Consider the following 22,270-nt stretch of genomic DNA (forward strand, 5'->3'; position numbering starts at 1 on the left):
AAGTTTAAGTCAGTGCTCTAAAATACATCAATTGCCACAACTTCGTGCAATGCGGGCATGCCCGCCCATGCACCGCCTGAACAAGAAACATGACATCTTCCACCTCTGCTGTAGTTCGTACACGTTTTGCCCCCTCGCCCACCGGTTATCTGCACCTGGGCGGCGCACGCACCGCCCTTTTCTCGTGGGCCTTTGCACGCCATCATAAAGGCGTCTTCGTCCTGCGTATCGAAGACACCGACCTTGAACGCTCCACGCCCGAAGCCGTGCAAGCCATTCTGGACGGCATGGCGTGGCTTGATATGCAGCCCGACGAAGGCCCCTTTTACCAAATGCAGCGCATGGACCGTTACCGCGAGGTCCTGGCCGGCATGCTGGCCAAGGGCACGGCCTATTATTGCTATAGCTCGCCCCAAGAAGTCGAAGCCATGCGCGAAAAGGCCCGCAGCCAGGGCCTGAAGCCGCGCTACGACGGCACATGGCGCCCCGCGCCCGGCAAAACGCTGCCGCCCATTCCGGAAGGGCGCAAACCCGTCGTGCGCTTTAAAAACCCGCAAGATGGCGCCACTGGCTGGGACGACCTGATCAAAGGCCCGATCAGTATCGACAACACCGAGCTGGACGACTTGATTATCGCCCGGCCCGACGGCACCCCCACCTATAATTTCTGTGTGGTGGTGGACGACTGGGATATGAACATCACCCATGTCCTGCGCGGCGACGATCACGTCAACAACACACCGCGGCAAATCAATATATTGCGCGCCCTGGGCGCTACCCTGCCGCAATACGGCCACCTGCCCATGATTCTGGGACCAGACGGCGAAAAGCTCTCGAAGCGCCATGGCGCGGTCAGCGTCATGGACTACGACAAAGAGGGCTACCTGCCCGAAGCCATGATCAACTACCTGGCCCGCCTGGGCTGGAGCCACGGCAACGACGAAATCTTCTCGCGCGAGCAACTCGTCGAATGGTTCGACACGCGCAACCTGACCAAATCGGCCGCGCAGTGGGACCCCAAGAAATTAAACTGGGTAAACGCCCACTACATCAAGCAAAGCGCCAACAGCGTGTTAAGCGCGCTGGTGGCCCCGCGCATCGAAAAGCTGGGCGGCAACCCCGCAGCCATCCAGTTGGACGACGTCATGGGTCTACTCAAGGACCGCGCCGAAACCCTGAATCAACTGGCCGAAGGCGCCATGCTGTTTTGCGGCGCCTATGCTCGCGCCAGCGACGAACTGGCCGCCGAACACCTGACGCCGGAAACCAAAGCCGTCCTGGCCGATTTCGCAGCGCACGCCCAGGCCCTGCCGGAATGGACCACCGAAGCGCTGTCCGCACTGATCAAGGACACGCTGGCCAGGCACAACCTGAAAATGGCCAAGCTGGGCATCCCGCTGCGGCTGGCCGTAACCGGCCAAAAGCAAACCCCCGCCATCGACGCCGTCCTGACCATACTGGGCCGCGAATTGGTGCTGGAGCGCCTGGCAGCGCTTTAACCCCACGCGACGACAGGGCCACAAAATCGCAGCAGCGGTTACGTGGCCCTTTTCACATTCAACTTGTGGGAATCAAAAAGGCAATCTATAGCCATCCGGCATGCGCCGGGCGCGCAACTGGCCCTGAGGGCCGTCCAGCACCATGGCCGTCTGGGTTTGCGAGCCGATCGTATAGCGGTTGCTATATATAGGGTCGTCGGATTCGACCTTTTCGCCGTTGGACTTCAGCGTGCGCAGCACCAGGGTTTGCTGTTCGTGCTGCCAGCAGCCGGTTTCGCTTAAGTTCTGGCTTGGCTTCTTGCCGCGCTTGAGCTGTTCTTCGTAGCTCATGGTGCCGTCGGCCTTCAGGCGGATAAGCACATGCAGTTGGCCGGCGACCCCACGCTGGGTACGCACGCCATACCAATTGCCTACCGCGGTGTCGCCAGCCTTGGCTGCCTGGCATTGCACCTGGGCCGGCGCGCCGGCCGCACCGGGCGCCGGCTTATTGCTTTTGACGGCGCATCCCGCCGCGGCCACGCCCAACGCCAAATAGACCACGGCCCGGCTGGTACGAAATAAAACCTGATTCATATGTATGATCCTCGGCCTTGAGGCCGGTATGCCAAAACCACATTCCAAATGAGGCTACGCCAGGCGCCCGCGCCCATGCGACCTACAATAAGCTTGAACCCGCTTTGCGCCAAGGCAAGCCTGTTCTGCCTTTTGCGCGCCCATCGCAAGCATTTTACTTGAATGGCCCCGCGCCCTGCGCCAGCCGCCTAAGCGGCGCAGCGTCTATCAGGAGCCTGCATCACAATGAACCATCTGACCCTGCTTTTGCTTCATTTGTTTGCCGCATTCATTTTCGTGGGCACGGTTTTCTTTGAAGTCCTGATGCTTGAAGGCATACGCCAGCGTGTTCCGCGCGAATCCATGCGGTCGGTCGAAGTCGCCATCGGCCAGAGGGCTCGCAAGTTTATGCCTTTTGTTATCATCGTGCTGTATGGCGCGGGCATAACCATGGCATGGCAATACCGCGCGGTGCTGGCCAGCCCCTTCAGCAGCACGTTCACTATCATGCTGTGGCTGAAAATTGTATTGGCACTTAGCGTTCTAGTACATTTTGTTACGGCGATTCGGCTAAGCGCCACCCATCGCCTGACGGCCAAACACTTCAAATATATTCATTTAAGTGTTTTCCTGCACATGCTGGTCATCGTATTTTTAGCTAAAGCCATGTTTTACCTGCACTAAGGCCGCAAAAGGTCTGGAGTGCCTAAAACAAAGCACAAAAACAAAAAAAATCAAGCCCATTTTCGGCTTGCCTAGGCGGCGGCGAATCACTACAATTAGTGCTCAAACAAGAAATAACCACAACATATAGTGGTTTTACAAAAAGAGCGCCACTAAATAAAACCGCCCTCCGGGCCGCCTTTTTATTGCCACCATCCTCATACGCCAGACGGCATGCCGATTACACAAGAAGCATGCCATTCTCATTCAGGAGCATTCATGCAGACCACACAAACCGCTGAGTCCCGGCCCCAAGCCGCCCAAGCCAATCCAGCTTCGGCCTCCAAGGCCAATGCACCCGCCAGCAGCCAATGGCAGAACTTCAGCACCATACGCCGCAACGGCGCAGTGGTCGGCTTCGAGCCCGGCAAAATCGCCATCGCCATGACCAAGGCCTTTCTGGCCGTCAACGGCGGCCAGGGCGCGGCATCGGCTCGCGTGCGCGAACTGGTCGAAGGCCTGACCTCCCAGGTCGTCAACGCGCTGGTGCGCAACCGGCCCGGCGGCGGCACCTTCCATATCGAAGACATCCAGGACCAAGTCGAACTGGCTCTTATGCGCTCGGGCGAACACGACGTTGCACGCGCCTATGTGCTTTACCGCGAAAAGCGTTCGCAAGAGCGCGCGCGCAGCACGAAAGAACAAGCTCCCGTTGAGAAAAGCAGCATCAATGTCACCGACAACGGCGTCCAGCGCCCGCTCGACCTGGCCCGCCTGCGCACTACCATCACAGAAGCCGGCCTGAATCTGCCCATCACCATTGACGTCGATGCCATTCTCAAGGCAACCGTCAAGAACCTGTACGACGGCATTCCGGTCGACGAAGTCTACAAATCGGCCATTCTTTCGGCGCGCGCCCTGGTTGAAACCGACCCGGCCTATAGCCAGGTTACGGCAGGCCTGTTGCTGCACACCATCCGTAAAGAAGTCCTGGGCGAAGAAGTGGCCCAGTCGGCCATGGACGCCGGCTACGCAGAGTACTTCCCGCGCTTCATCAAGCTGGGCATCGAAAGCAGCCTGCTCGACAGCAAGCTGGGCCAGTTCGACCTGGAAAAGCTGGGCCATGCCCTTAAAGCCAGCCGCGACCAGCAATTCAATTACCTGGGCCTGCAAACGCTATACGACCGCTACTTCCTGCACGTACGCGGCCGCCGCATCGAACTGCCTCAGGTTTTCTTCATGCGTGTCGCCATGGGCCTGGCCCTGAACGAAATCAATCGTGAAGAACGCGCCATCGAGTTCTACGAAATCCTGTCGTCGTTCGACTTCATGAGCTCCACCCCAACGCTATTCAATGCCGGCACCTTGCATTCGCAGTTGTCGTCCTGCTACCTCACCACCGTCTCCGACGATTTGGTCGGCATCTACGACGCCATCAAAGAAAACGCACTGCTGGCCAAGTACGCCGGCGGCCTGGGCAACGACTGGACGCCCGTGCGCGCCCTGCGCAGCCACATCAAGGGTACGAACGGCGAAAGCCAGGGCGTCGTGCCTTTCCTCAAGGTCGTCAACGACACCGCCGTAGCGGTCAACCAGGGCGGCAAGCGCAAGGGCGCGGTATGCGCCTACCTGGAAACCTGGCACCTGGACATCGAAGAGTTCCTCGAGCTGCGCAAGAACACCGGCGACGAGCGCCGCCGCACGCACGACATGAATACCGCCAACTGGATTCCCGACCTCTTCATGAAGCGCGTCATGGAAAACGGCGACTGGACTCTGTTCTCCCCGTCCGACACGCCCGACCTGCACGACAAGTACGGCAAGGAATTCGAAAAAGCCTATATCGCCTACGAAGCCAAGACGCTTACCGGCGAACTGCCCCTGTTCAAGACCATTCCGGCAAACTCGCTGTGGCGCAAGATGCTGTCCATGCTATTTGAAACCGGCCACCCTTGGCTGACCTTCAAGGATCCTTGCAATATCCGTTCGCCCCAGCAGCACGTCGGCGTGGTCCACAGCTCCAACCTGTGCACTGAAATCACGCTTAACACCAGCGACACCGAAATTGCCGTCTGCAACCTAGGTTCGGTCAACATGGCCGCCCACCTCAAGCAAGACAGCAACGGCCAGTACGTGCTCGACCACGACAAACTGCAGCGCACGGTTTCGATCGCCATGCGCATGCTGGACAACGTCATCGACATCAACTATTACGCTGTTCCCAAGGCACGCAACTCCAACGTCCGCCACCGTCCGGTCGGCATGGGTGTCATGGGATTCCAGGACTGCCTGCACATGATGCGCGTACCGTTTGCTTCGCAAGACGCCATCACGTTCTCCGACACCTCCATGGAAGCTGTCTGCTACTACGCCTACCTGGCATCCAGCAAGCTGGCAGCCGAACGCGGCTCGTACGAAAGCTTCAAGGGCTCGCTGTGGGACCGCGGCATCCTGCCGCAAGACACCCTGGCCATGCTGCGCGAAGAGCGCGGCGGCTACGTCGACATCGATGAAAGCAGCACCATGGACTGGGACGCCCTGCGCACCCATATCCGCGAGCACGGCATGCGCAACTCCAACTGCGTTGCCATTGCGCCTACCGCAACCATCTCCAACATTATTGGCGTCTCGCCCTGCATCGAACCCACTTACCGCAACCTGTACGTCAAGTCCAACCTGTCGGGCGAGTTCACCGTGGTCAACGACCATCTGGTCCGCGACCTCAAAGAACGCGGGCTATGGGATGAAGTCATGGTCGCCGACTTGAAGTACTTCGACGGCAGCCTGGCCCGCATCGACCGCATCCCGGCCGACCTGCGCGAGCTTTACGCCACCGCCTTCGAAGTCGACCCAAGCTGGGTCGTCGAATGTGCGGCGCGCCGCCAGAAATGGATAGACCAGGCTCAGTCGCTCAATATCTTCATGGCCGGCGTTTCCGGCAAGAAGCTCGACGACACCTACAAGCTTGCCTGGCAGCGCGGCCTTAAAACCACCTACTACCTGCGCTCCAGCGGTGCCACCAACGCCGAGAAATCCACCGGCCGCGGCGGCGAACTGAACTCCGTCGCCGTGTCATCCGCAGGCCCGGAAGTCTCGGCAGTCCAGGCGGCCGCCCTGCCCGAAGCGGAAGTGGTCGGCGCAGTGTGCACCATGCGCCCCGGCGACGAAGGCTTCGAAGAATGCGAAGCCTGCCAGTAATCCATAACTATTAAAAGGTCTACATCATGCTTAATTGGGAAGACTCCCTTCAACCTGCCACCGGTACGGCGGCACCCCGCCACTCGGGCAACCTACAGGACGATACCGCCCTTGCGCCATCGCAGGCGCAATCGCCCGCCGTTGCGCCCTCGAATTCGCGCGTCCGCGCCGCCGACAAGCGCATCATCAACGGCCAGACCGACGTCAACCAGTTGGTGCCGTTCAAGTACAAATGGGCCTGGGAAAAATACCTGGCCGGTTGCGCCAACCACTGGATGCCGCAAGAAATCAATATGTCGCGCGACATTGCCCTCTGGAAAAACCCCAACGGGCTGACCGACGACGAGCGCCGCATCATCAAGCGCAACCTGGGTTTCTTCGTGACGGCCGATTCGCTGGCCGCCAACAACATCGTGCTGGGCACTTACCGCCACATCACGGCGCCCGAGTGCCGCCAGTTTTTATTGCGCCAGGCATTTGAAGAAGCCATCCACACGCATGCCTATCAGTACATCGTCGAAAGCCTCGATCTGGACGAATCGGAAATTTTCAACGCGTACAACGAGGTGCCCTCGATCCGCGCCAAAGACGAATTCCTCATTCCATTCATCAACGCAATCGCCGATCCTAATTTCAAAACCGGCACACCCGAAGACGATCAAACCCTGCTTAAATCGCTCATCGTTTTTGCGTGCCTGATGGAAGGTTTATTCTTTTATGTTGGTTTTACGCAAATTCTTGCTTTAGGTCGTCAGAACAAAATGACGGGTGCTGCCGAGCAGTACATGTACATTCTTCGCGACGAATCCATGCACTGCAATTTCGGCATCGATCTCATCAACACGATCAAACTCGAGAACCCGCATCTTTGGACTCCAAGCTTCCGCGAAGAAATTCAAGAACTCTTCAAAAAGGCTGTAGACCTTGAATATGCTTACGCTGAGGACACTATGCCGCGCGGCGTACTCGGTTTGAACGCATCGATGTTCAAGTCATATTTGCGCTTCATTGCCAATCGCCGCTGCCAACAAATCGGCATAGAACCACAATTTGCGCAAGAAGAAAATCCATTTCCATGGATGGCCGAGATGATCGACTTGAAAAAAGAACGCAACTTTTTCGAGACTCGCGTTATCGAATATCAGACCGGCGGAGCATTAAGCTGGGAATAATGCTTTGCTGTTGTAACTCCTTAAGTTAGACTCTAGGCGTGCAAGGTGTAATACATCTTGCACGCTTTTGCCATTTGAGATGGGTCGCACCCTTTTCGTGGGGGCCATATCAAATGGATGGACGTTCTCTACGATTCATTCTCAAGGAGCATTACGATGGCCACAGCCAAGAAAACCGCAAAGAAAGCGGCCGCTAAAAAAGCGACCGCAGTAAAGAAAGCAGCACCCGCTAAAAAAGTAGTTGCCAAAAAAGCTGCACCGGCCAAGAAAGCAGTCGCTAAAAAAGCACCCGCCAAGAAAGCAGCAGTAAAGAAAGCGCCTGCCAAAAAAGCAGCAGCAAAGAAAGTCGTAGCCAAGAAAGCCGTCGCTAAAAAAGCTGTCGCCAAAAAAGCGCCCGCCAAGAAAACCGCGGCAAAGAAAGTCGTAGCCAAGAAAGCCGTCGCTAAAAAAACCGTCGCCAAGAAAGCGCCCGCCAAAAAGGCCGTGGCAAAGAAGGCCGTAGCTAAAAAAGCGCCTGCCAAAAAAGCAGCGGCAAAGAAAGCCGTAGCCAAAAAAGCGCCTGCAAAGAAGGCAGTGGCTAAGAAAGCCGTTGCCAAGAAAGCACCCGCCAAAAAGGCCGCAGCAACGAAAGCCGTCGCTAAAAAGGCGCCTGCCAAAAAGGCCGTAGCCAAGACTGCCGCGCCTAAAAAGCCCAGCGCCAAGAAAGCCGCCAAAGCAAGCAAGGCCAGCGCTCCTGCTCCAGCAGCAAAAACCGCGGTCAACCCTGCAGCCTCGTGGCCCTTCCCCACGGGCGGCCGTCCATAACAGCCTGCGAGCTGCGCAACACCATCCAACTGCCCGGCCACGCCGGGCAGTTTTTTTATCGCCGGGCCGCCCCAAGATAAAAACGGCCCCCTCGGGGGGCAGCGAACCGCACAGCGGTGAAGCGTGGGGGTATCTTTTATCGCCGGGCCGCCCCAAGATAAAAAGCGCCCCCCTCGGGGGGCAGCGAACCGCAAAGCGGTGAAGCGTGGGGGCATCTTCTATCGCCGGGCCGCCCCAAGATAAAAAGCGCCCCCCTCGGGGGCAGCGAACCGCAACGCGGTGAAGCGTGGGGGCATCCTTTATCGCCGGGCCGCCCCAAGATAAAAACGGCCCCCTCGGGGGGCAGCGAACCGCACAGCGGTGAAGCGTGGGACGTATCTTTCTTCGCACGGAATTTTCAGCCATGCGACAATGAAGCCTGCTTATCCACCATGAACGAATATGCTTAGCGATACCTTGCGCCTTATTATCGATATTGTCTTTTCCCTGTTCGGCATCATGCTGATACTGCGTGCCTGGGCCTACGCCATCCGCCTGCACCCATTCAACCCGTATTCGCAAGCCGTAATACGCAGCACGGACTGGCTGGTGCAGCCTCTTAAAAGACTGGTCCCGACAGGCAACCGCATCGACTACCCCAGCCTGCTGGCCTGCTGGCTTATTGCCTTCATCTACCTGCTGCTCATCTGGGTAACCAGCACCGGCGTATTGTTGCCGCTGGCCAGCCTGCTTCCCGCAGTGGCCGCCAGCCTTCTTACCATGCTGAAATGGCTGTTCAACCTTATTCTTTGGGTAACGCTGATCCAGGCCGTGCTGTCGTGGGTCAATCCCCTGGCGCCGATCATGCCCGTGCTTCACACGCTTACCGCCCCTTTGCTGGATCCTATCCGCAAAGTGCTGCCCAATCTGGGCGGCCTGGACTTTTCGCCGCTGGTGCTGCTTATAGTCGCTCAGATTCTGGTTGGCATTTTCGGCAGCCTAAGCTATTCGGTCTTCGGCGCCTAGCTCCACTTCCGAAAATAGAATAACCCCGACAACGCCCCCGGCTTGGGCCAAAAAAAAACCTGCGAAATATCATCGCAGGTTTTTTTATAGGCCGCCATTTCGGCGGCCGCCCGTTTTACATGGGCACTACACGAGTAGGCCCGCCCCCGCTGATCAGGCGAACGCGCTGACCGGACTGGAACGAGACGTCGGCGGCTTGCGCCACGACGCGGGTTTCGCCGTTGTCGAGCCGTACGGTAACTTCAAGGCCTTGGGTTTTACCGACCTGGTTCTCGACGGTATTGCCCAGCAGACCGCCCAGGATTGCACCGCCCACTGTCGTTATAACCTTGCCCGAACCGCCGCCAATGGCGTTGCCCGCCACGCCACCCAAGGCACCGCCGGCCAGCATGCCGGCACCGCTTGAACGGTCGTTCTGGATGACGACCGGACGCACCGACACGACCGTGCCCGTGCGGACGATTTGTTCTTGTTGCGCCTGCCCGTATGAATAGACAGAACTGGACGCCGATGGGTTTGCGCAACCAGCCACAACGGCCAACGTGCCCGCGGCGGCGGCCACGGCTAATACTCGGCCAAGGCGTACGCCTGTTCGCGCCGCAATAATAATATTCATAAAGACTCCTTGACGATAAGCAGGTTCAGGCCGGCAGGTCGATACCATAATGCTGTTTAAGTGTTGCGCCAATCTCGGCGCGCGTAGGCTGATGATTCTGCGGGCCCTTTGAAGCAATTTTAAAGGCACCCATCACATTCGCCAACTGGCAAGCGTGTTCCAACCCCATATTCTGGGTAAGGCCGTATAAAAGCCCGGCACGGTGCGCATCGCCGCAGCCTGTGGGGTCGACCACCGACGACGCCTTTACCGGGGCAATAAGCGTATGCGTGCCTGGCTCGTACAGCGTTGCGCCTTCGGCGCCGCGCGTAACCACCACCGCTTTCATCGAGTCGGCGATCTGGTGCATGCTGCGTCCCGTACGCTGTTCGACCACAGTGGCTTCGTAATCATTGGCGGTAAAGATGTCGGCCAGGGCCAGCATCTCATTAAGGTCTTCGCCAGTGAATAGCGGCATGGCCTGGCCCAGGTCGAAAATAAAAGGAATGCCTTGCTGCTTCAGGCGGCGGGCATGCGCGAACATGCCGTCCTTGGCATCCGGAGCCACAATGGCCCAGGCGGCGGCCACTCCGCTCAGGTCGTTTTCCGCGGACCGCAGCATGGCGCCCGGGTGAAACGAAGCTATCTGGTTACTGTCCAGGTCGGTCGTAATAAAGCACTGCGGGGTAAACATATCGGCGATGACGCGGATCATGCTGGTGTCGATACCCCGGCCCTTGAAATAGGCCAGATAGTCGGACGCGTCGGCTCCGACAGTACCCACGGGTACCGGATTGCCGCCCAGCAAATTCAGGTTGTACGCAATATTGCCGGCGCAGCCGCCGTACTCTTTGCGCATCGTCGGCACAAAAAAGGAGACACTCAGCGACTGTATGCTGTCGGCCAGTATGTGGTCTTTGAAATGGCCTTCAAAAACCGCGATCGTGTCGAACGCCACGGAACCGCAAACGAGTACTTTTTCAGACATCTCTATCCTTCAGGGGGGTAAAACTTACCCAATTGATAACCATTGATCTTCACGCCGGAGACCGTTACCGGTACGGCAATATGTATTTCGCTTACAGCGGGAAACGGTCCGCCCTGGGCCTGCACGGGCAGGTAGGCACTTGGCTCAAGCTTGCGCCGGGCTACGATCGACCCGGAAAAGTCGACCAGGTCCAGTGTCAGCGCCGGCCAAGTCTGCGGCTTGTCGTAGTTATTGCGCAATACCACGCGCAATAGCAAGGTACTTTCGTCAGGCTTGGCTGCGCCGGCGGGCGCAGCCGCCTGCAAGGACGAGTCCATAATGGCAATACGTTCGATGCGGCGCGGATACCCTACTTTGCATTGCAGCGGCTCGCACGCCCGTTCAAGCACAGGGCGCAGCAAGGGTACATTGCTGGCGATCTGCATGCGGTACACATAGGCCAACTGCAGGGCAAGGAGCACCAGGCCCACCAAGATAAGCACGCTCCAGAGCAAACGCGCAAAGGCGCTGCGAGGCCGGCGCCGATTATGCAAAAACTCCGGCAGCGCATCGGCCGCATGCACCCTTCGGTCGCCGCCTTCGATATGAAATTCGTCCCTCTCTTGCGGCTCGGCATAAACGCCGGAAGCGGGTCGCACGGTATCCTCGAGCGCCTCGGCATGCGAATACAGGCCCGGCTCGGGACGGTTCGCGGCAAAGTTCATGGCGCGCCCCAGCGTGGGCTCGGTATCTTCGATGTGATCGGCGCCGAAATCTATAGTGGGTTCGGCGGCTATTGGTCCCTGGGCGCTATGCCTGGATCCTATCCAAGGTTCGGCTGCGCTTCGGGTCGGCGCAATAGGCGCGTCCACCGGCACAACGGGCGCCCGCTGGCGCACGACCTGGGGCAAGGCCTTCTGCGCCGTGGGTGGCTCCGGCACTTGCGCACTTGCCGGCGCCGCGGCTGGCGTCGCGTTCGGACCCTGGGGCACCACAGCTTCGTAACCATCGAAGATATGCGCGCAATTGACGCAACGGATATACCCTTTGCGCAACTGCAACTGGTCTGTGCTGGCCGAAAAAACGGTCCCGCATTGCGGACACTTCGTCATCAAGTCCATGGCCGTCACCACCGGCAGCGATTAACTGCGCTGCCCATGCAGGCAAACCCAGCCTTCACGAGCACGCCACACACTCATGGACAGCCAGGGCGCATAGGCCTGTGCGACCTCATCGGCCTGCCGCTCCAGCACGCCGGACAGCACCAGGCGCCCTCCGGGCTGCACCCGCCCAGCCAGCATGGGTGCCAGGACTTTCAAAGGGTTGGACAAGATGTTGGCCACCACAAGCTGCAACTGCCCCGCTGGCAAGGCATCGGGCAACAAAGCTTGCAGCTCGACATGGTTGATCTGGGCGTTATACCTCGTGGACACCACCGCTTGCTCGTCGATATCGACGGCCAATGTAGGGCCTGCGCCCAGCATCTTGGCGGCGATCGCCAGAATGCCCGAGCCGCAGCCGTAGTCGAGCAGGCTTTCGCCAGGCTGCAGATTGGCTTCCAGCCATTCCAGGCACAAGTGCGTCGTAGGATGGCTGCCAGTGCCGAACGCAAGTCCCGGATCCAGTTGCAAATGAATGGGTCCGCCCGGTTCGGCCTGCGCGGCCAGGTCGGGAACCTCGGGATCGTCGCGATGCCAGCTTGGAACTATCCAGACCCGCTTGCCGACCTGAATAGGCCTGAACTGCGCCTGCGTCAAACGCACCCAGTCGGCATCCGGAACGTCCCGGGTAAACCAGCCTGTGGTCAGATAGTCGGCACCGCCCACGACACGGACCTGTTCGAGTATTTGCTCGGGGTCGGCGCCGTCGGGCAGCAGGGCCACAACACGATTGCGATGCCATGCCTGAACTTCGGGCTCGGTGCCCGGTTCACCGAACAGCGGTTGTTCGGCCTCGGTGTCGCTGTCGGCATCTTCCACGGAAACCGAAAGCACCCCCGCTTCAAGCAAAGCATCCGAGAGCGCCTCGGCCTGCGCCTCCAGGCAATGGAGCACAAGTTCACGCATAATTTTTCCAATCGGGCGCGCAAGGGTCAGGCCCCTGGCGCCCAAACAATCGTGCAGCTATGGACGCTGCGCCAACTTTTGTTCAAGATAATGAATGCTGGTACCGCCTTCGACGAAGCGCGCATCCTGCATCAATTCCCGGTGCAAAGGAATATTGGTCTTGATTCCTTCCACCGCCATTTCCGACAAGGCGATTTCCATGCGCGCAATGGCTTGCTCGCGGTTGTCGCCGTATGTAATGACTTTGGCTATCATGGAGTCGTAGTTGGGCGGCACAACGTAGCCGCTGAACACGTGCGAATCCATGCGCACGCCTGGGCCGCCCGGCGCATGCCAGTTGGTGATCAGGCCGGGACTGGGCACAAACTTGAATGGGTCCTCGGCATTGATGCGGCATTCGATGGCGTGGCCTCGAAACTGGACGTCGCGCTGGCGCAGGGTGAATTTCTCGCCCGCGGCGATGCGTATCTGCTGCACGACAAGGTCCAGACCCGTCACCATCTCGGTAATCGTGTGCTCGACCTGAATACGCGTATTCATTTCAATAAAGAAGAACTCGCCGTTTTCGTACAGGAACTCGAACGTACCGGCACCACGATAGCCCATTTTACGGCAGGCCTCGGCGCAACGTTCGCCGATGCGCTCTATGAGACGGCGCGGAATGTGCGGCGCAGGAGCTTCTTCGATGACTTTCTGGTTGCGACGCTGCATAGAGCAGTCGCGCTCGCCCAGCCAGACCGCGTTGCGTCCGCCGTCGGCCATGACCTGAATCTCGATGTGGCGCGGATTCTCGAGGTACTTCTCCATGTAGACATCAGGATTATTGAATGCCTGTCCCGCCTCGGTGCGGGTCGTCGCTACGGCCGTCAACAGCGCCGCCTCGGTATAGACCACCCGCATGCCGCGGCCACCGCCGCCGCCCGCCGCCTTGATCATGACGGGGTAGCCCACTTCCTGAGCCATGCGAATGATTTCGGCGGGGTCGTCATCAGGCAAAGAGCTGGGCGAACCGGGAACCACCGGAACGCCCGCTTCGATCATGGCTTTCTTGGCGCAAACCTTGTCGCCCATGAGACGGATGGTTTCAGGGCGCGGGCCGATGAACACGAAGCCGCTTTTCTCGACCCGGTCGGCAAAGTCGGCGTTTTCGGCCAAAAACCCGTAACCCGGGTGTATGGCTTCAGCGTCGGTTACCTCGGCGGCCGAAATAATGGCGGGCATATTCAGATAACTGTCGCGCGCCGGAGCGGGCCCGATACACACCGACTCGTCGGCCAGGCGTACATACTTTGCATTGCGGTCGACTTCCGAGTGCACGACTACAGTCTTGATGCCCAGTTCGCGGCAGGCGCGCTGGATACGCAGCGCAATTTCGCCGCGATTGGCGATCAGTATTTTTTCAAACATCGCGTTAACCAATTACAAATAGGGGTTGACCGTATTCCACGGGTTCGCCGTTTTCAACCAGAATTTCCTTGATCACGCCCGTTTTGTCGGCTTCGATTTCATTAAGCAGCTTCATCGCTTCGATGATGCACACCGGCTCGCCTTCTTTGACCGACTGGCCGACCTCGACGAAAGGCGATGCACCGGGATTGGGCGCGCGATAGAACGTTCCGACCATGGGCGCTTTTACAGCGTGACCCTGCGGTGCCGCTGGCGCAGCGGGCGCCGCCGGAGCCGCCGCAGGGGCTGAAGCCGCTGCCGCGGCAACGGGCTCGGGGGCATAAGCCATGACGGGCTGCTGCTGGGAGAATTTGACGATGCGTACCTTGCCTTCGCCTTCGGTGATCTCCAGTTCGGCGATGCCGGATTCGGCGACCAGGTCAATCAAGGTTTTCAGTTTTCTCAGATCCATACAAACTTCCCGTTAATTCACGACGCCTGATGCGCTCGGTGAATAAAAATAGTGATAAAAATAAAAAAGACCAGTCGCCCCGCGCTAATTGGCAAGGGCGTAATGCAAAGCCGCTTCGTACCCCAAGGCGCCCAGCCCCACGACCACTCCTTGAGCCAGATCGGACAAATAGGAATGGTGGCGAAAGGACTCGCGCTTGTGTACGTTGGATAAATGCACTTCAATGAATGGAATGGCAACGCCGGCCAGCGCGTCTCGGATGGCAACACTGGTATGGGTATAAGCGCCCGCGTTGATGATGATGTAGTCGACGGCCTGCTCGCGGGCCGCATGAATACGGTCGACGAGGGCGCCTTCGCTATTGCTTTGAAATGCCGCACATGAAGCAGCGCGTTCTGCAGCCAACTGCTGCAAGCGCGCATTAATATCGGCCAAAGTCTGCCGACCGTAGATTTCCGGCTCGCGGGTGCCGAGCAAATTAAGATTGGGGCCGTGCAAAACGAGTATGTGTTGCGCCATTGGGTAATTTATTTACTGATAGACCGTCTTTTTACGCTAAAAAGCGGTGTTTGTCGAACAAAAACATATAAATTACAGAGCGCCGCGGCTGCAGAAGCCCTTTTTGAAACAAAGTAATACCAAAAATACTGCGGCAGCCCATACAGCCGTCAGGCCAACATCGCGTCGAGCACTTGCTCCAGCTCTTTGGGCTTGATCTGGCCCAGAACCTTGTGAGCCACCTTGCCCTGGGCATCGAACACGACGGTAAACGGCAGGCCGCCCGCGGTATTGCCCAACGGACGCATCAAGGAAATGCCTCCATGCCCGAGCATGAGCAGGGGATAAGAAACATGCACTTTCTCAGAGAAAGCGCGCACGTTGGCGGGCACATCCACGGCAAGGCCCAAAAACTGGACCTGCTTGTATTTGGCGTGCATGGCTTCAAGGTCGGGCATTTCTTTCACGCACGGCGGGCACCACGTGGCCCAGAAGTTGGCGACAACCGGCTTGCCCAGCCACTGGCTCATGGGGCTGGCCTTGCCATCCAGGTCTGGAAAGCTTTGTTCGAACAAAGGATCGGGCGCAGGCTTGGCCGCAAGCACCAGATGCGAAACGCCAGCTGCGGCGATGCCCGCAGCGGCAAGCGCCCCAGTCCCCAGCAAAAAATCACGTCGTTTCATTCGATATCAACTCGTCGTAACCAAACTCAAGCCCGGCCGCTATCCACGCGGCCGCCCCGTCCTAACCGACAACCTGCGAAACCTGCCCGCCCTTGGCCGACCCGGCCGGCGCTGCGAGACCGCACTTTGGCCGCCAGCTTGAAGTTTAACATCGGCGCCAGTCAGCGCCTGTAACCGGAAACCGGCGATATGTCCCAGGCAATGCGCTATACAAGCCGCAGCGGTGTCGCGCTGGAGTTCTTCACTACAATAGCCGCTGGAGGATTTTATGCATCTACACATTCTGGGGATTTGCGGCACGTTCATGGGCGGCCTGGCGCTGATTGCGCGGGCGTCCGGACACACCGTGACCGGCTGCGACGCCGGCGTCTATCCACCCATGAGCACGCAGCTCGAAGAACAAGGCATCCGGCTGGTCGAAGGCTTCGGCGCCGAACAGCTTGAACTCAAGCCCGACCTGTTCGTCATCGGCAATGTGGTGACTCGCGGCAATCCGCTGATGGAAGCCATTCTCGACCAGGGCCTGCCATATACGTCGGGCCCGCAATGGCTGGGCGAACAAGTGTTGCGCCAGCAGCATGTGCTGGCCGTGGCCGGCACCCATGGTAAAACCACCACCAGTTCAATGCTGGCCTGGATACTGGAATACGCGGGGCGCCAACCGAACTTTCTGATTGGCGGCATTGCGGCCGACCTGAAGGTCTCGGCCCGCTATCAGCCCGGCCAATCCCTGTTTGTAATCGAAGCCGACGAATACGACACCGCGTTCTTCGACAAGCGTTCCAAGTTCGTTCATTATCGCCCCCGTACCGCCATACTGAACAATCTCGAATACGACCACGCCGACATCTTCCCGGACCTGACTGCGATCGAAACCCAGTTCCACCATTTAGTGCGCACTATTCCCTCCAGCGGCCTTATTGTCCGGCCCCAGCCCGACCCCGCTCTTGATCGCGTATTGGCACGCGGATGCTGGTCGCAGGTGGAGTCCATCGGAAGCGGCGGACACTGGCAGCACACAGCGCAGGACAACGACGCTTGCCGCTTCGATGTCGTGCTTGACGGCGTGCGCGCCGGAACGGTGGACTGGCAGCTTAGCGGCGAACACAACCGGATGAACGCGTTGGCCGCCTTGGCCGCCGCCCGGCATGCCGGCGTCGCGCCCGAGCAGGCCATCGAGGCCCTGTCCCGCTTCCAGGGCGTCAAGCGCAGGCTGGAGTTGCGCGGCACAGTCCGGCAAATCCAGGTGTATGACGACTTCGCGCACCACCCCACCGCCATCGCCACCACCCTTGAAGGGCTGCGGCGCCAAGTGGGCAGCGGACGCATCCTGGCGGTCATCGAACCGCGCTCGAATACCATGAAGCTGGGCACGATGGCGGCCAGGCTGCCGGCAGCGCTAAAGCAGGCAGACCGCGTGTTCTGTTTCGGCGCCCATAGCGGCAAGCACGCCCTTGGCTGGAACCCCGCCGAAGTGTTCGCCCCTCTGGGCGAGCGTGCCTCGTCGCACGACGATCTGGACGAGATGATAGAGGCCATCCGCCGCGCCGCCCGCGCCGGCGACACCATACTTGTCATGAGCAACGGCGGATTCGGCGGCATCCACCAGAAACTCCTGGACCGTCTTTAAACGGCCCGGCACTGCCCATGATTCTTTACCTGCACGGCTTTCGCTCTTCGCCGCAATCGGCCAAGGCACGGCAGTTGGCCCGGGCCATGCGCGAGCGCGGCCTTGAACATGACTGGCTGTGCCCGCAGTTGCCGGCCAGTCCGGCCCGGGCCATCGCGCTTGCCCGTGGTCTAATAGAAAACCGCTGCAATGGCCTGCAGATCCAGCGCAGCGTGACAGTGATCGGCTCTTCCCTGGGCGGCTACTATGCCGCTTACCTGGCCAGCCTCTGGAATTGCCGCGCCGTCCTGCTCAACCCCGTAATCCATGCGGTCCGCGACCTGGCTACCCAGGTTGGCACGCATACGCAGTTCCACTCACCCGAGCCCTTTGTATTTTTGCCTGAATATATCGACGAGCTGGCCGAATTGGCCTTCGACCGCCCCAGCCGCCCGGAAAACCATTTCCTGCTGGCGGCAAGCGGCGATGAAGTACTGGACTGGCGTGAAATGGCGCAGTGGTATGCAGGCTGCCCAAGCAGGATAATCAACGGCAGCGACCATGGTATTTCGGACTTCGAGCAATGGCTGCCCGAAGTCATGGCCTTTGCCTTGCACCATCCATTTTCCAACCTCAATGCGCCATAACGGACGCGAGCCTGACTACTCAAATTTATGTACGTTCTTTACGAAGACAGCGGCAACTTCAAAGCGGAAAAGATTTTTTCGCAAAGCGACTCGACCATGCAGGTAGAGTCCGAATCAGGCAAACGCAGCAAGATCAAAAGCGCCACGGTGCTTTTCAGCTTCGAACAACCTGACCCGGCGACCCTGCTGGCGCAGGCGCGCGCCCTGGCGGATACTCTGGAAATCGACTTTCTTTGGGAATGCGCTCCGCAAGAAGAGTTCGAGGCGGCCGCCTTCGCTGAAGACTACTTCGGCCATCCGCCCAGCGCTGTCGAAAAGGCCGCCGCCATTTTTGCGCTGAACGCGGCGCCGGCCTACTTTCATCGCCGCGGCAAGGGCCGCTACCGCCCGGCCCCTCCCGATATACTGCAAGCCGCCCTGGCCGCCATCCAGAAAAAGCAGCAACAAGCGGCCCAGCAGCAAGAATGGGTAGATCAAATGGTGGCGGGCCAACTGCCCGAGGCAATTGCCCAGGTGGCCGGCACGCTGCTGACCCGGCCGGACAAGAATTCGCAGCAGTGGAAGGCCTTCGAGGCCGCCGTGGTGCAATTGGGAACCACCCCCGAAAAGCTGCTGCTCAAGCTCGGCGCCTGGCCCCATCCTCTGGCCTTGCATCGGCACCGCTTTCTGGCGCTTAACTTTCCCAAGGGTGTTGCGCATCCGCAGCAAGCCGTACAGGCTGTCGGCGAAGAGTTGCCGGTTGCCGAGGTCGAAGCCTACTCGGTCGACGACACGACCACCACCGAAGTGGACGATGCGCTTTCCGTAACATCCCTGCCCTACGGCAAAACCCGTATCGGCATACATATAGCGGCACCGGGCCTGTTGGTCACGCGCGGCAGCGGCTTCGACGATCTGGCGCGTGCCCGCATGTCTACGGTATACATGCCCGGCGAAAAAATACCGATGTTGCCCGATGAACTGATCCAGGCCTTTTCGCTGGATGCCGGCCAGTTGAAACCCGTGCTGTCGCTGTATGTCGACACCGACCTGAGCAGCGGCGAGATTCTGGGCACCGAAACCCGGGTCGAACGGCTTAACGTACGCGAAAATCTGCGCCATAACATTCTGGACGCCGCCGTTACAGCGGAAGCCCTGGACGACCCCGCGGCTGAGTTGCCTTACGGCCATTGGCTGCGGCCCTTGTGGCAATTTGCCAAGCATCTGGGCGCCCAGCGCGACCTGGTGCGCGGCAAAACCGAAAACAACAACCGCGTGGAGTACTCTTTTTACCTCGACGGCCCGGCCGACGATCCCGACAGCCCGGTGCGGCTCGTCCCGCGCCAGCGCAATGCGCCGCTGGACAAGCTCGTGGCCGAGTACATGATCCTGGCAAATAACCTGTGGGGCGGGCTGATGGCCCAGCATGGCGTGCCCGGCATTTACCGCTCGCAACAGGCCGGACGCGTGCGCATGTCTACCCAGGCGCTGCCGCATGAAGCTATAGGCGTACCCCAGTACGCCTGGTCCACTTCGCCGCTGCGCCGTTATGTCGACCTGATCAACCAATGGCAGATCCTGGCCGCCATCGAACATGGCGTATCGGCCCGGCTGGTGGCGCCCTTCAAGCCCAAGGACGCGGACCTGTTCGCGATCATCGGCGCCTTCGATTCGCAATACGCGGCATGGAACGAATTCCAGACGGCCATGGAGCGCTACTGGTGCCTGCGCTGGCTGCAGCAGCACCAGGTAAGCACTATTGAAGCCAGCGTCTTGCGCGACGATCTCGTGCGGCTGTCGGGCGTACCCCTGGTGGCCCGCGTTGCCGGCATGCCGGAACTGGAACGCGGCCAGATGGTTAGACTGCAAATTCTGGGCTACGATGAACTGGCTATCGAGCTGGAATGCCGCTACCTGGATACTATCGCAACATAGCATCGGACACTGCCAGACAACAGGAGCCCCAGGTTGGTGAACTCCGCCGACATCAACGCATGGCCGCCGACCGGGCCGCAACAGGCCCAGCGCCGCCGCTTGTATATAGCCATAGCCTTGTCGCTATGCGTGCATGCGGCAGTGCTGGCCATTCGGTTCATCGCCCCGCAGCCTCCCGCAGCCGTCAAAGACGACATTCTGGAGGTGGCCCTGGTCAATGCCCGCACAGAAACCGCGCCCGTCGCACCGGCGCTGCTGGCGCAGAACCAGATCAATGCCGGCGGCAACGCCGCCACGGGTACGACGGCTTCGCCGCTACCGCGCACAGCCGAGTCTTCACCCGATCAGATCGTGTTGGCCGCCTTGCGCAAGCGCCAGCAAGAGCTCGAGAATCAACAGCAACGGCTTTATACCCAGTTGCAGTCGCTGCAAAAAACACCGCCGGCCCGCAAGTCGCCCGATATGCTGCAGCAGTCGCCCGATGCCGGCGAGGACAACCTTAACCAGGAAAGCCTGGTGCTGAACGCCCAGATCAGCGCCATAAAGGAACGCATAGAACTCTACAACGCCCGGCCCCGCCAGCAATTTGTCGGCCCTTCGACCAAGGCTGTCGGCTATGCCCAATATGTCGAGGCGTGGCGCAAAAAAATAGAATTTCTCGGCACCGAGCACTACCCCGACGAAGCCCGCGGCAAAGTCTATGGCACATTGCAATTGACGGTATATATAGCCAAGAACGGAGACTTGATCCGCATGGAAATCAACAAGCCTTCCGAGCATGCTGTGTTGAACCTGGCCGCGCAACGCATAGTCCAACTGGCGGCGCCGTTCGCGCCGCTGCCGCCCGAGGTCGCCAAGACCACCGACGTCCTTGCCATTACCCGCAGTTGGCACTTCATCAACAATCAACTTAATACTGAAACGCCGTGACCCCCTCACTTCCCCGTTTTGCCGTCGTCGGCAACCCCATAGCGCACAGCCGCTCTCCGGCCATCCATCAAGAATTCGGCCGGCAGCTGGGCATTGCCCTAAGCTACGAAACCTTGCTGGCCCCCGTTGAGGGATTTGCGGCGACGGTCGCCGCCTTCTTTGGCGAGGGCGGATCGGGCCTGAACATAACCCTCCCGTTCAAGGAAGAAGCCTGCTCGCTGGCCAGCGCAGACCTTAGCGACCGGGCGCGCCTGGCCGGCGCGGTCAATACTTTGTGGATGCAGGAGGGGCGCCTGCACGGCTGCAATACCGACGGCGTAGGCCTGCTTGACGACATACAGCGCCTTGGCGTCTCGATTGCCGGCAAGCGCGTACTGCTGGTCGGCGCGGGCGGCGCCGCCAAAGGAGTGGTCTACCCATTGCTGCAAGCGCAATGCGCGGCGCTGCGCATCGTCAACCGCAACGCCGCGCGCGCCCATGAATTGCATGCGCATGCCGCGGGCCTGCTGCCGCAGTTCGCACAGCGGCTTTCGGCCGGTGGCCTGGACGAAGGCCAAGGCCAATGGGACATCGTAATTAACGCTACTTCCAGCAGCTTGAGCAGCCAGGCTCCCAGCTTGCCGGGCGTGGCGTATGCTTCGGGCGCATTGGCCTACGACATGGTTTATGCCGCGCAGCCGACCGCCTTCATGCAGCAGGCCAAAGCCGCCGGCGCGCAATATGCCGCAGACGGCCTGGGTATGCTGGTCGCCCAGGCTGCCGCAAGCTTTTTTATCTGGCATGGCCGCGCTCCCGACATCAACCCTGTACTGGCCATGTTGCGACGCCAGCTTGACGCCGCCTGAAGCCAATGGCCTCGTCCGCGACACGCAAAACGTCTCCTCTAAAAATTCTCGGCGCCACATGCCTGCTGGGCGTGTTTGCCGTGCTGCTCTACCAATTCGGCCTGTTCGTCATGGTGATCTGGCTTTCCATCAACAACCCCAGCAGCAGCGCTTTCATGAAAGCCACTCTGTCCGAATTGCAAGCCACCGACCCAAGCGCCCGGCTTGAATATAAATGGGTGGACTATGGGCAAATCAGCACCAACCTGAAACGCGCCGTCATTGCCTCGGAGGACGCCAACTTCACCGACCATGAAGGCGTAGAGTGGGACGCCATCCGCAAGGCCTGGAAATACAATCTGCGCCAGGCCGAGCGGGGCAAAAGCAAGATGCGAGGGGGGTCGACCATTACCCAGCAATTGGCCAAGAACCTGTTTCTTTCGGGTGCGCGCACCTATTTGCGCAAAGGCCAGGAGTTGATACTTGCCTACATGATCGAGGCCGTCATGAGCAAGCAGCGCATTCTGGAGCTGTATCTGAACCTGGCCCAGTGGGGCACGAACACATTCGGCGCCCAGGCGGCCGCCCGGCACTATTACAAGACCGACGCCGCGCGGCTGAACAGCTACCAGGCGGCGCAGTTGGCCGCCATGCTGCCCAACCCGGACTATTACGACCGCCACCGCAACACCACGTATTTGCGTTCGCGCACTGCAACCATCGTAAAACGCATGCGCCAGGTCGACGCTCCGTGACAGGCGGGCAGCACCCGCCGAAACCGGCTTC

At 59.6% G+C, this 22,270-nt stretch carries 21 protein-coding genes; 12 read left to right on the forward strand and 9 right to left on the reverse strand.

Annotated features, from left to right (window positions below; translation table 11 throughout):
- The first annotated feature begins 89 nt into the window (after nucleotides 1-89).
- The gene (gene gltX / locus DFR37_RS09445; protein WP_113932999.1) at nucleotides 90-1,499 is read left to right on the forward strand and encodes a glutamate--tRNA ligase; all 1,410 of its coding nucleotides are present in this window, start codon (nucleotides 90-92) and stop codon (nucleotides 1,497-1,499) included.
- Nucleotides 1,500-1,571: 72 nt separating this feature from the next.
- Here the strand turns inward: gltX and DFR37_RS09450 are convergent, their stop codons facing one another.
- Complete coding sequence (locus DFR37_RS09450; protein WP_113933000.1) at nucleotides 1,572-2,072, reverse strand: hypothetical protein; 501 nt, start codon at nucleotides 2,070-2,072, stop codon at nucleotides 1,572-1,574.
- Between the two features lie 225 nt (nucleotides 2,073-2,297).
- On the opposite strand from DFR37_RS09450, the gene DFR37_RS09455 reads away from it, so the two are divergent.
- From DFR37_RS09455 to DFR37_RS09475, 5 genes are all read left to right on the forward strand, one after another.
- Nucleotides 2,298-2,735 (forward strand): CopD family copper resistance protein, encoded by a 438-nt coding sequence (locus tag DFR37_RS09455; protein ID WP_113933001.1) that lies wholly within the window; start codon nucleotides 2,298-2,300, stop codon nucleotides 2,733-2,735.
- A gap of 258 nt (nucleotides 2,736-2,993) precedes the next feature.
- Entirely contained in the window at nucleotides 2,994-5,912 is a 2,919-nt protein-coding gene (locus tag DFR37_RS09460; RefSeq protein ID WP_113933002.1) for a ribonucleoside-diphosphate reductase subunit alpha, read from the forward strand.
- Between the two features lie 26 nt (nucleotides 5,913-5,938).
- Nucleotides 5,939-7,084, forward strand: a complete 1,146-nt coding sequence (locus DFR37_RS09465) for a ribonucleotide-diphosphate reductase subunit beta (RefSeq protein WP_113933003.1) — start codon at nucleotides 5,939-5,941, stop codon at nucleotides 7,082-7,084.
- Between the two features lie 156 nt (nucleotides 7,085-7,240).
- The gene (locus DFR37_RS09470) at nucleotides 7,241-7,888 is read left to right on the forward strand and encodes a histone H1-like DNA-binding protein (RefSeq protein WP_113933004.1); all 648 of its coding nucleotides are present in this window, start codon (nucleotides 7,241-7,243) and stop codon (nucleotides 7,886-7,888) included.
- Nucleotides 7,889-8,329: 441 nt separating this feature from the next.
- Nucleotides 8,330-8,893 carry a YggT family protein gene (locus DFR37_RS09475; RefSeq protein WP_113933005.1) on the forward strand — a complete coding sequence of 188 codons (564 nt, stop codon included), beginning with the start codon at nucleotides 8,330-8,332 and terminating at the stop codon, nucleotides 8,891-8,893.
- Between the two features lie 115 nt (nucleotides 8,894-9,008).
- On the opposite strand, the gene DFR37_RS09480 is transcribed toward DFR37_RS09475, so the two are convergent.
- From DFR37_RS09480 to DFR37_RS09515, 8 genes are all read right to left on the reverse strand, one after another.
- Nucleotides 9,009-9,509: an outer membrane lipoprotein gene (locus tag DFR37_RS09480; RefSeq protein WP_113933006.1), complete on the reverse strand. Its 501-nt coding sequence runs from the start codon at nucleotides 9,507-9,509 to the stop codon at nucleotides 9,009-9,011.
- A 25-nt stretch (nucleotides 9,510-9,534) separates the two neighbouring features.
- Entirely contained in the window at nucleotides 9,535-10,476 is a 942-nt protein-coding gene (locus DFR37_RS09485) for a carbohydrate kinase family protein (RefSeq protein WP_113933007.1), read from the reverse strand.
- Between the two features lie 2 nt (nucleotides 10,477-10,478).
- Entirely contained in the window at nucleotides 10,479-11,576 is a 1,098-nt protein-coding gene (locus tag DFR37_RS09490; protein WP_113933008.1) for a zinc-ribbon and DUF3426 domain-containing protein, read from the reverse strand.
- Between the two features lie 21 nt (nucleotides 11,577-11,597).
- Nucleotides 11,598-12,521: a 50S ribosomal protein L11 methyltransferase gene (prmA, locus tag DFR37_RS09495; protein WP_113933009.1), complete on the reverse strand. Its 924-nt coding sequence runs from the start codon at nucleotides 12,519-12,521 to the stop codon at nucleotides 11,598-11,600.
- A gap of 57 nt (nucleotides 12,522-12,578) precedes the next feature.
- Entirely contained in the window at nucleotides 12,579-13,928 is a 1,350-nt protein-coding gene (accC, locus tag DFR37_RS09500) for an acetyl-CoA carboxylase biotin carboxylase subunit (RefSeq protein WP_113933010.1), read from the reverse strand.
- A 4-nt stretch (nucleotides 13,929-13,932) separates the two neighbouring features.
- Nucleotides 13,933-14,379 carry an acetyl-CoA carboxylase biotin carboxyl carrier protein gene (gene accB / locus DFR37_RS09505; RefSeq protein ID WP_113933011.1) on the reverse strand — a complete coding sequence of 149 codons (447 nt, stop codon included), beginning with the start codon at nucleotides 14,377-14,379 and terminating at the stop codon, nucleotides 13,933-13,935.
- 84 nt (nucleotides 14,380-14,463) lie between these two features.
- Nucleotides 14,464-14,898, reverse strand: coding sequence for a type II 3-dehydroquinate dehydratase (gene aroQ, locus DFR37_RS09510; RefSeq protein ID WP_113933012.1), 435 nt, complete (start codon nucleotides 14,896-14,898; stop codon nucleotides 14,464-14,466).
- A 149-nt stretch (nucleotides 14,899-15,047) separates the two neighbouring features.
- Nucleotides 15,048-15,560 carry a TlpA family protein disulfide reductase gene (locus tag DFR37_RS09515; RefSeq protein ID WP_113933013.1) on the reverse strand — a complete coding sequence of 171 codons (513 nt, stop codon included), beginning with the start codon at nucleotides 15,558-15,560 and terminating at the stop codon, nucleotides 15,048-15,050.
- A gap of 268 nt (nucleotides 15,561-15,828) precedes the next feature.
- Here DFR37_RS09515 and mpl point away from each other — a divergent pair, with 268 nt between their 5' ends.
- Genes mpl through mtgA form a run of 6 tightly spaced genes read left to right on the forward strand, consistent with a single transcriptional unit; the run spans nucleotide 15,829 to nucleotide 22,239 of the window.
- The gene (mpl, locus tag DFR37_RS09520) at nucleotides 15,829-17,190 is read left to right on the forward strand and encodes a UDP-N-acetylmuramate:L-alanyl-gamma-D-glutamyl-meso-diaminopimelate ligase (protein WP_113933014.1); all 1,362 of its coding nucleotides are present in this window, start codon (nucleotides 15,829-15,831) and stop codon (nucleotides 17,188-17,190) included.
- 17 nt (nucleotides 17,191-17,207) lie between these two features.
- Nucleotides 17,208-17,816 (forward strand): YqiA/YcfP family alpha/beta fold hydrolase, encoded by a 609-nt coding sequence (locus DFR37_RS09525; RefSeq protein ID WP_113933015.1) that lies wholly within the window; start codon nucleotides 17,208-17,210, stop codon nucleotides 17,814-17,816.
- 27 nt (nucleotides 17,817-17,843) lie between these two features.
- Nucleotides 17,844-19,730 carry a ribonuclease catalytic domain-containing protein gene (locus DFR37_RS09530; protein WP_113933016.1) on the forward strand — a complete coding sequence of 629 codons (1,887 nt, stop codon included), beginning with the start codon at nucleotides 17,844-17,846 and terminating at the stop codon, nucleotides 19,728-19,730.
- A gap of 36 nt (nucleotides 19,731-19,766) precedes the next feature.
- Complete coding sequence (locus tag DFR37_RS09535) at nucleotides 19,767-20,660, forward strand: energy transducer TonB (RefSeq protein ID WP_242341801.1); 894 nt, start codon at nucleotides 19,767-19,769, stop codon at nucleotides 20,658-20,660.
- Nucleotides 20,657-21,505: a shikimate dehydrogenase gene (gene aroE, locus DFR37_RS09540; protein WP_113933017.1), complete on the forward strand. Its 849-nt coding sequence runs from the start codon at nucleotides 20,657-20,659 to the stop codon at nucleotides 21,503-21,505. The genes DFR37_RS09535 and aroE overlap by 4 nt, the downstream gene beginning before the upstream one ends.
- A 5-nt stretch (nucleotides 21,506-21,510) precedes the next feature.
- Nucleotides 21,511-22,239 carry a monofunctional biosynthetic peptidoglycan transglycosylase gene (gene mtgA / locus DFR37_RS09545; protein WP_113933018.1) on the forward strand — a complete coding sequence of 243 codons (729 nt, stop codon included), beginning with the start codon at nucleotides 21,511-21,513 and terminating at the stop codon, nucleotides 22,237-22,239.
- Nucleotides 22,240-22,270: the final 31 nt, after the last annotated feature.

Source organism: Eoetvoesiella caeni (assembly GCF_003315175.1).
GTDB lineage: Bacteria > Pseudomonadota > Gammaproteobacteria > Burkholderiales > Burkholderiaceae_B > Eoetvoesia > Eoetvoesia caeni.

What these genes read in the sequence shown, in the direction of transcription:
- gltX (WP_113932999.1), top strand. Translation starts at nt 90, where the DNA reads ATGACATCTTCCACCTCTGCTGTAGTTCGTACACGTTTTGCCCCCTCG.
- DFR37_RS09450 (WP_113933000.1), bottom strand. Translation starts at nt 2,072, where the DNA reads ATGAATCAGGTTTTATTTCGTACCAGCCGGGCCGTGGTCTATTTGGCG.
- DFR37_RS09455 (WP_113933001.1), top strand. Translation starts at nt 2,298, where the DNA reads ATGAACCATCTGACCCTGCTTTTGCTTCATTTGTTTGCCGCATTCATT.
- DFR37_RS09460 (WP_113933002.1), top strand. Translation starts at nt 2,994, where the DNA reads ATGCAGACCACACAAACCGCTGAGTCCCGGCCCCAAGCCGCCCAAGCC.
- DFR37_RS09465 (WP_113933003.1), top strand. Translation starts at nt 5,939, where the DNA reads ATGCTTAATTGGGAAGACTCCCTTCAACCTGCCACCGGTACGGCGGCA.
- DFR37_RS09470 (WP_113933004.1), top strand. Translation starts at nt 7,241, where the DNA reads ATGGCCACAGCCAAGAAAACCGCAAAGAAAGCGGCCGCTAAAAAAGCG.
- DFR37_RS09475 (WP_113933005.1), top strand. Translation starts at nt 8,330, where the DNA reads ATGCTTAGCGATACCTTGCGCCTTATTATCGATATTGTCTTTTCCCTG.
- DFR37_RS09480 (WP_113933006.1), bottom strand. Translation starts at nt 9,509, where the DNA reads ATGAATATTATTATTGCGGCGCGAACAGGCGTACGCCTTGGCCGAGTA.
- DFR37_RS09485 (WP_113933007.1), bottom strand. Translation starts at nt 10,476, where the DNA reads ATGTCTGAAAAAGTACTCGTTTGCGGTTCCGTGGCGTTCGACACGATC.
- DFR37_RS09490 (WP_113933008.1), bottom strand. Translation starts at nt 11,576, where the DNA reads ATGGACTTGATGACGAAGTGTCCGCAATGCGGGACCGTTTTTTCGGCC.
- prmA (WP_113933009.1), bottom strand. Translation starts at nt 12,521, where the DNA reads ATGCGTGAACTTGTGCTCCATTGCCTGGAGGCGCAGGCCGAGGCGCTC.
- accC (WP_113933010.1), bottom strand. Translation starts at nt 13,928, where the DNA reads ATGTTTGAAAAAATACTGATCGCCAATCGCGGCGAAATTGCGCTGCGT.
- accB (WP_113933011.1), bottom strand. Translation starts at nt 14,379, where the DNA reads ATGGATCTGAGAAAACTGAAAACCTTGATTGACCTGGTCGCCGAATCC.
- aroQ (WP_113933012.1), bottom strand. Translation starts at nt 14,898, where the DNA reads ATGGCGCAACACATACTCGTTTTGCACGGCCCCAATCTTAATTTGCTC.
- DFR37_RS09515 (WP_113933013.1), bottom strand. Translation starts at nt 15,560, where the DNA reads ATGAAACGACGTGATTTTTTGCTGGGGACTGGGGCGCTTGCCGCTGCG.
- mpl (WP_113933014.1), top strand. Translation starts at nt 15,829, where the DNA reads ATGCATCTACACATTCTGGGGATTTGCGGCACGTTCATGGGCGGCCTG.
- DFR37_RS09525 (WP_113933015.1), top strand. Translation starts at nt 17,208, where the DNA reads ATGATTCTTTACCTGCACGGCTTTCGCTCTTCGCCGCAATCGGCCAAG.
- DFR37_RS09530 (WP_113933016.1), top strand. Translation starts at nt 17,844, where the DNA reads ATGTACGTTCTTTACGAAGACAGCGGCAACTTCAAAGCGGAAAAGATT.
- mtgA (WP_113933018.1), top strand. Translation starts at nt 21,511, where the DNA reads ATGGCCTCGTCCGCGACACGCAAAACGTCTCCTCTAAAAATTCTCGGC.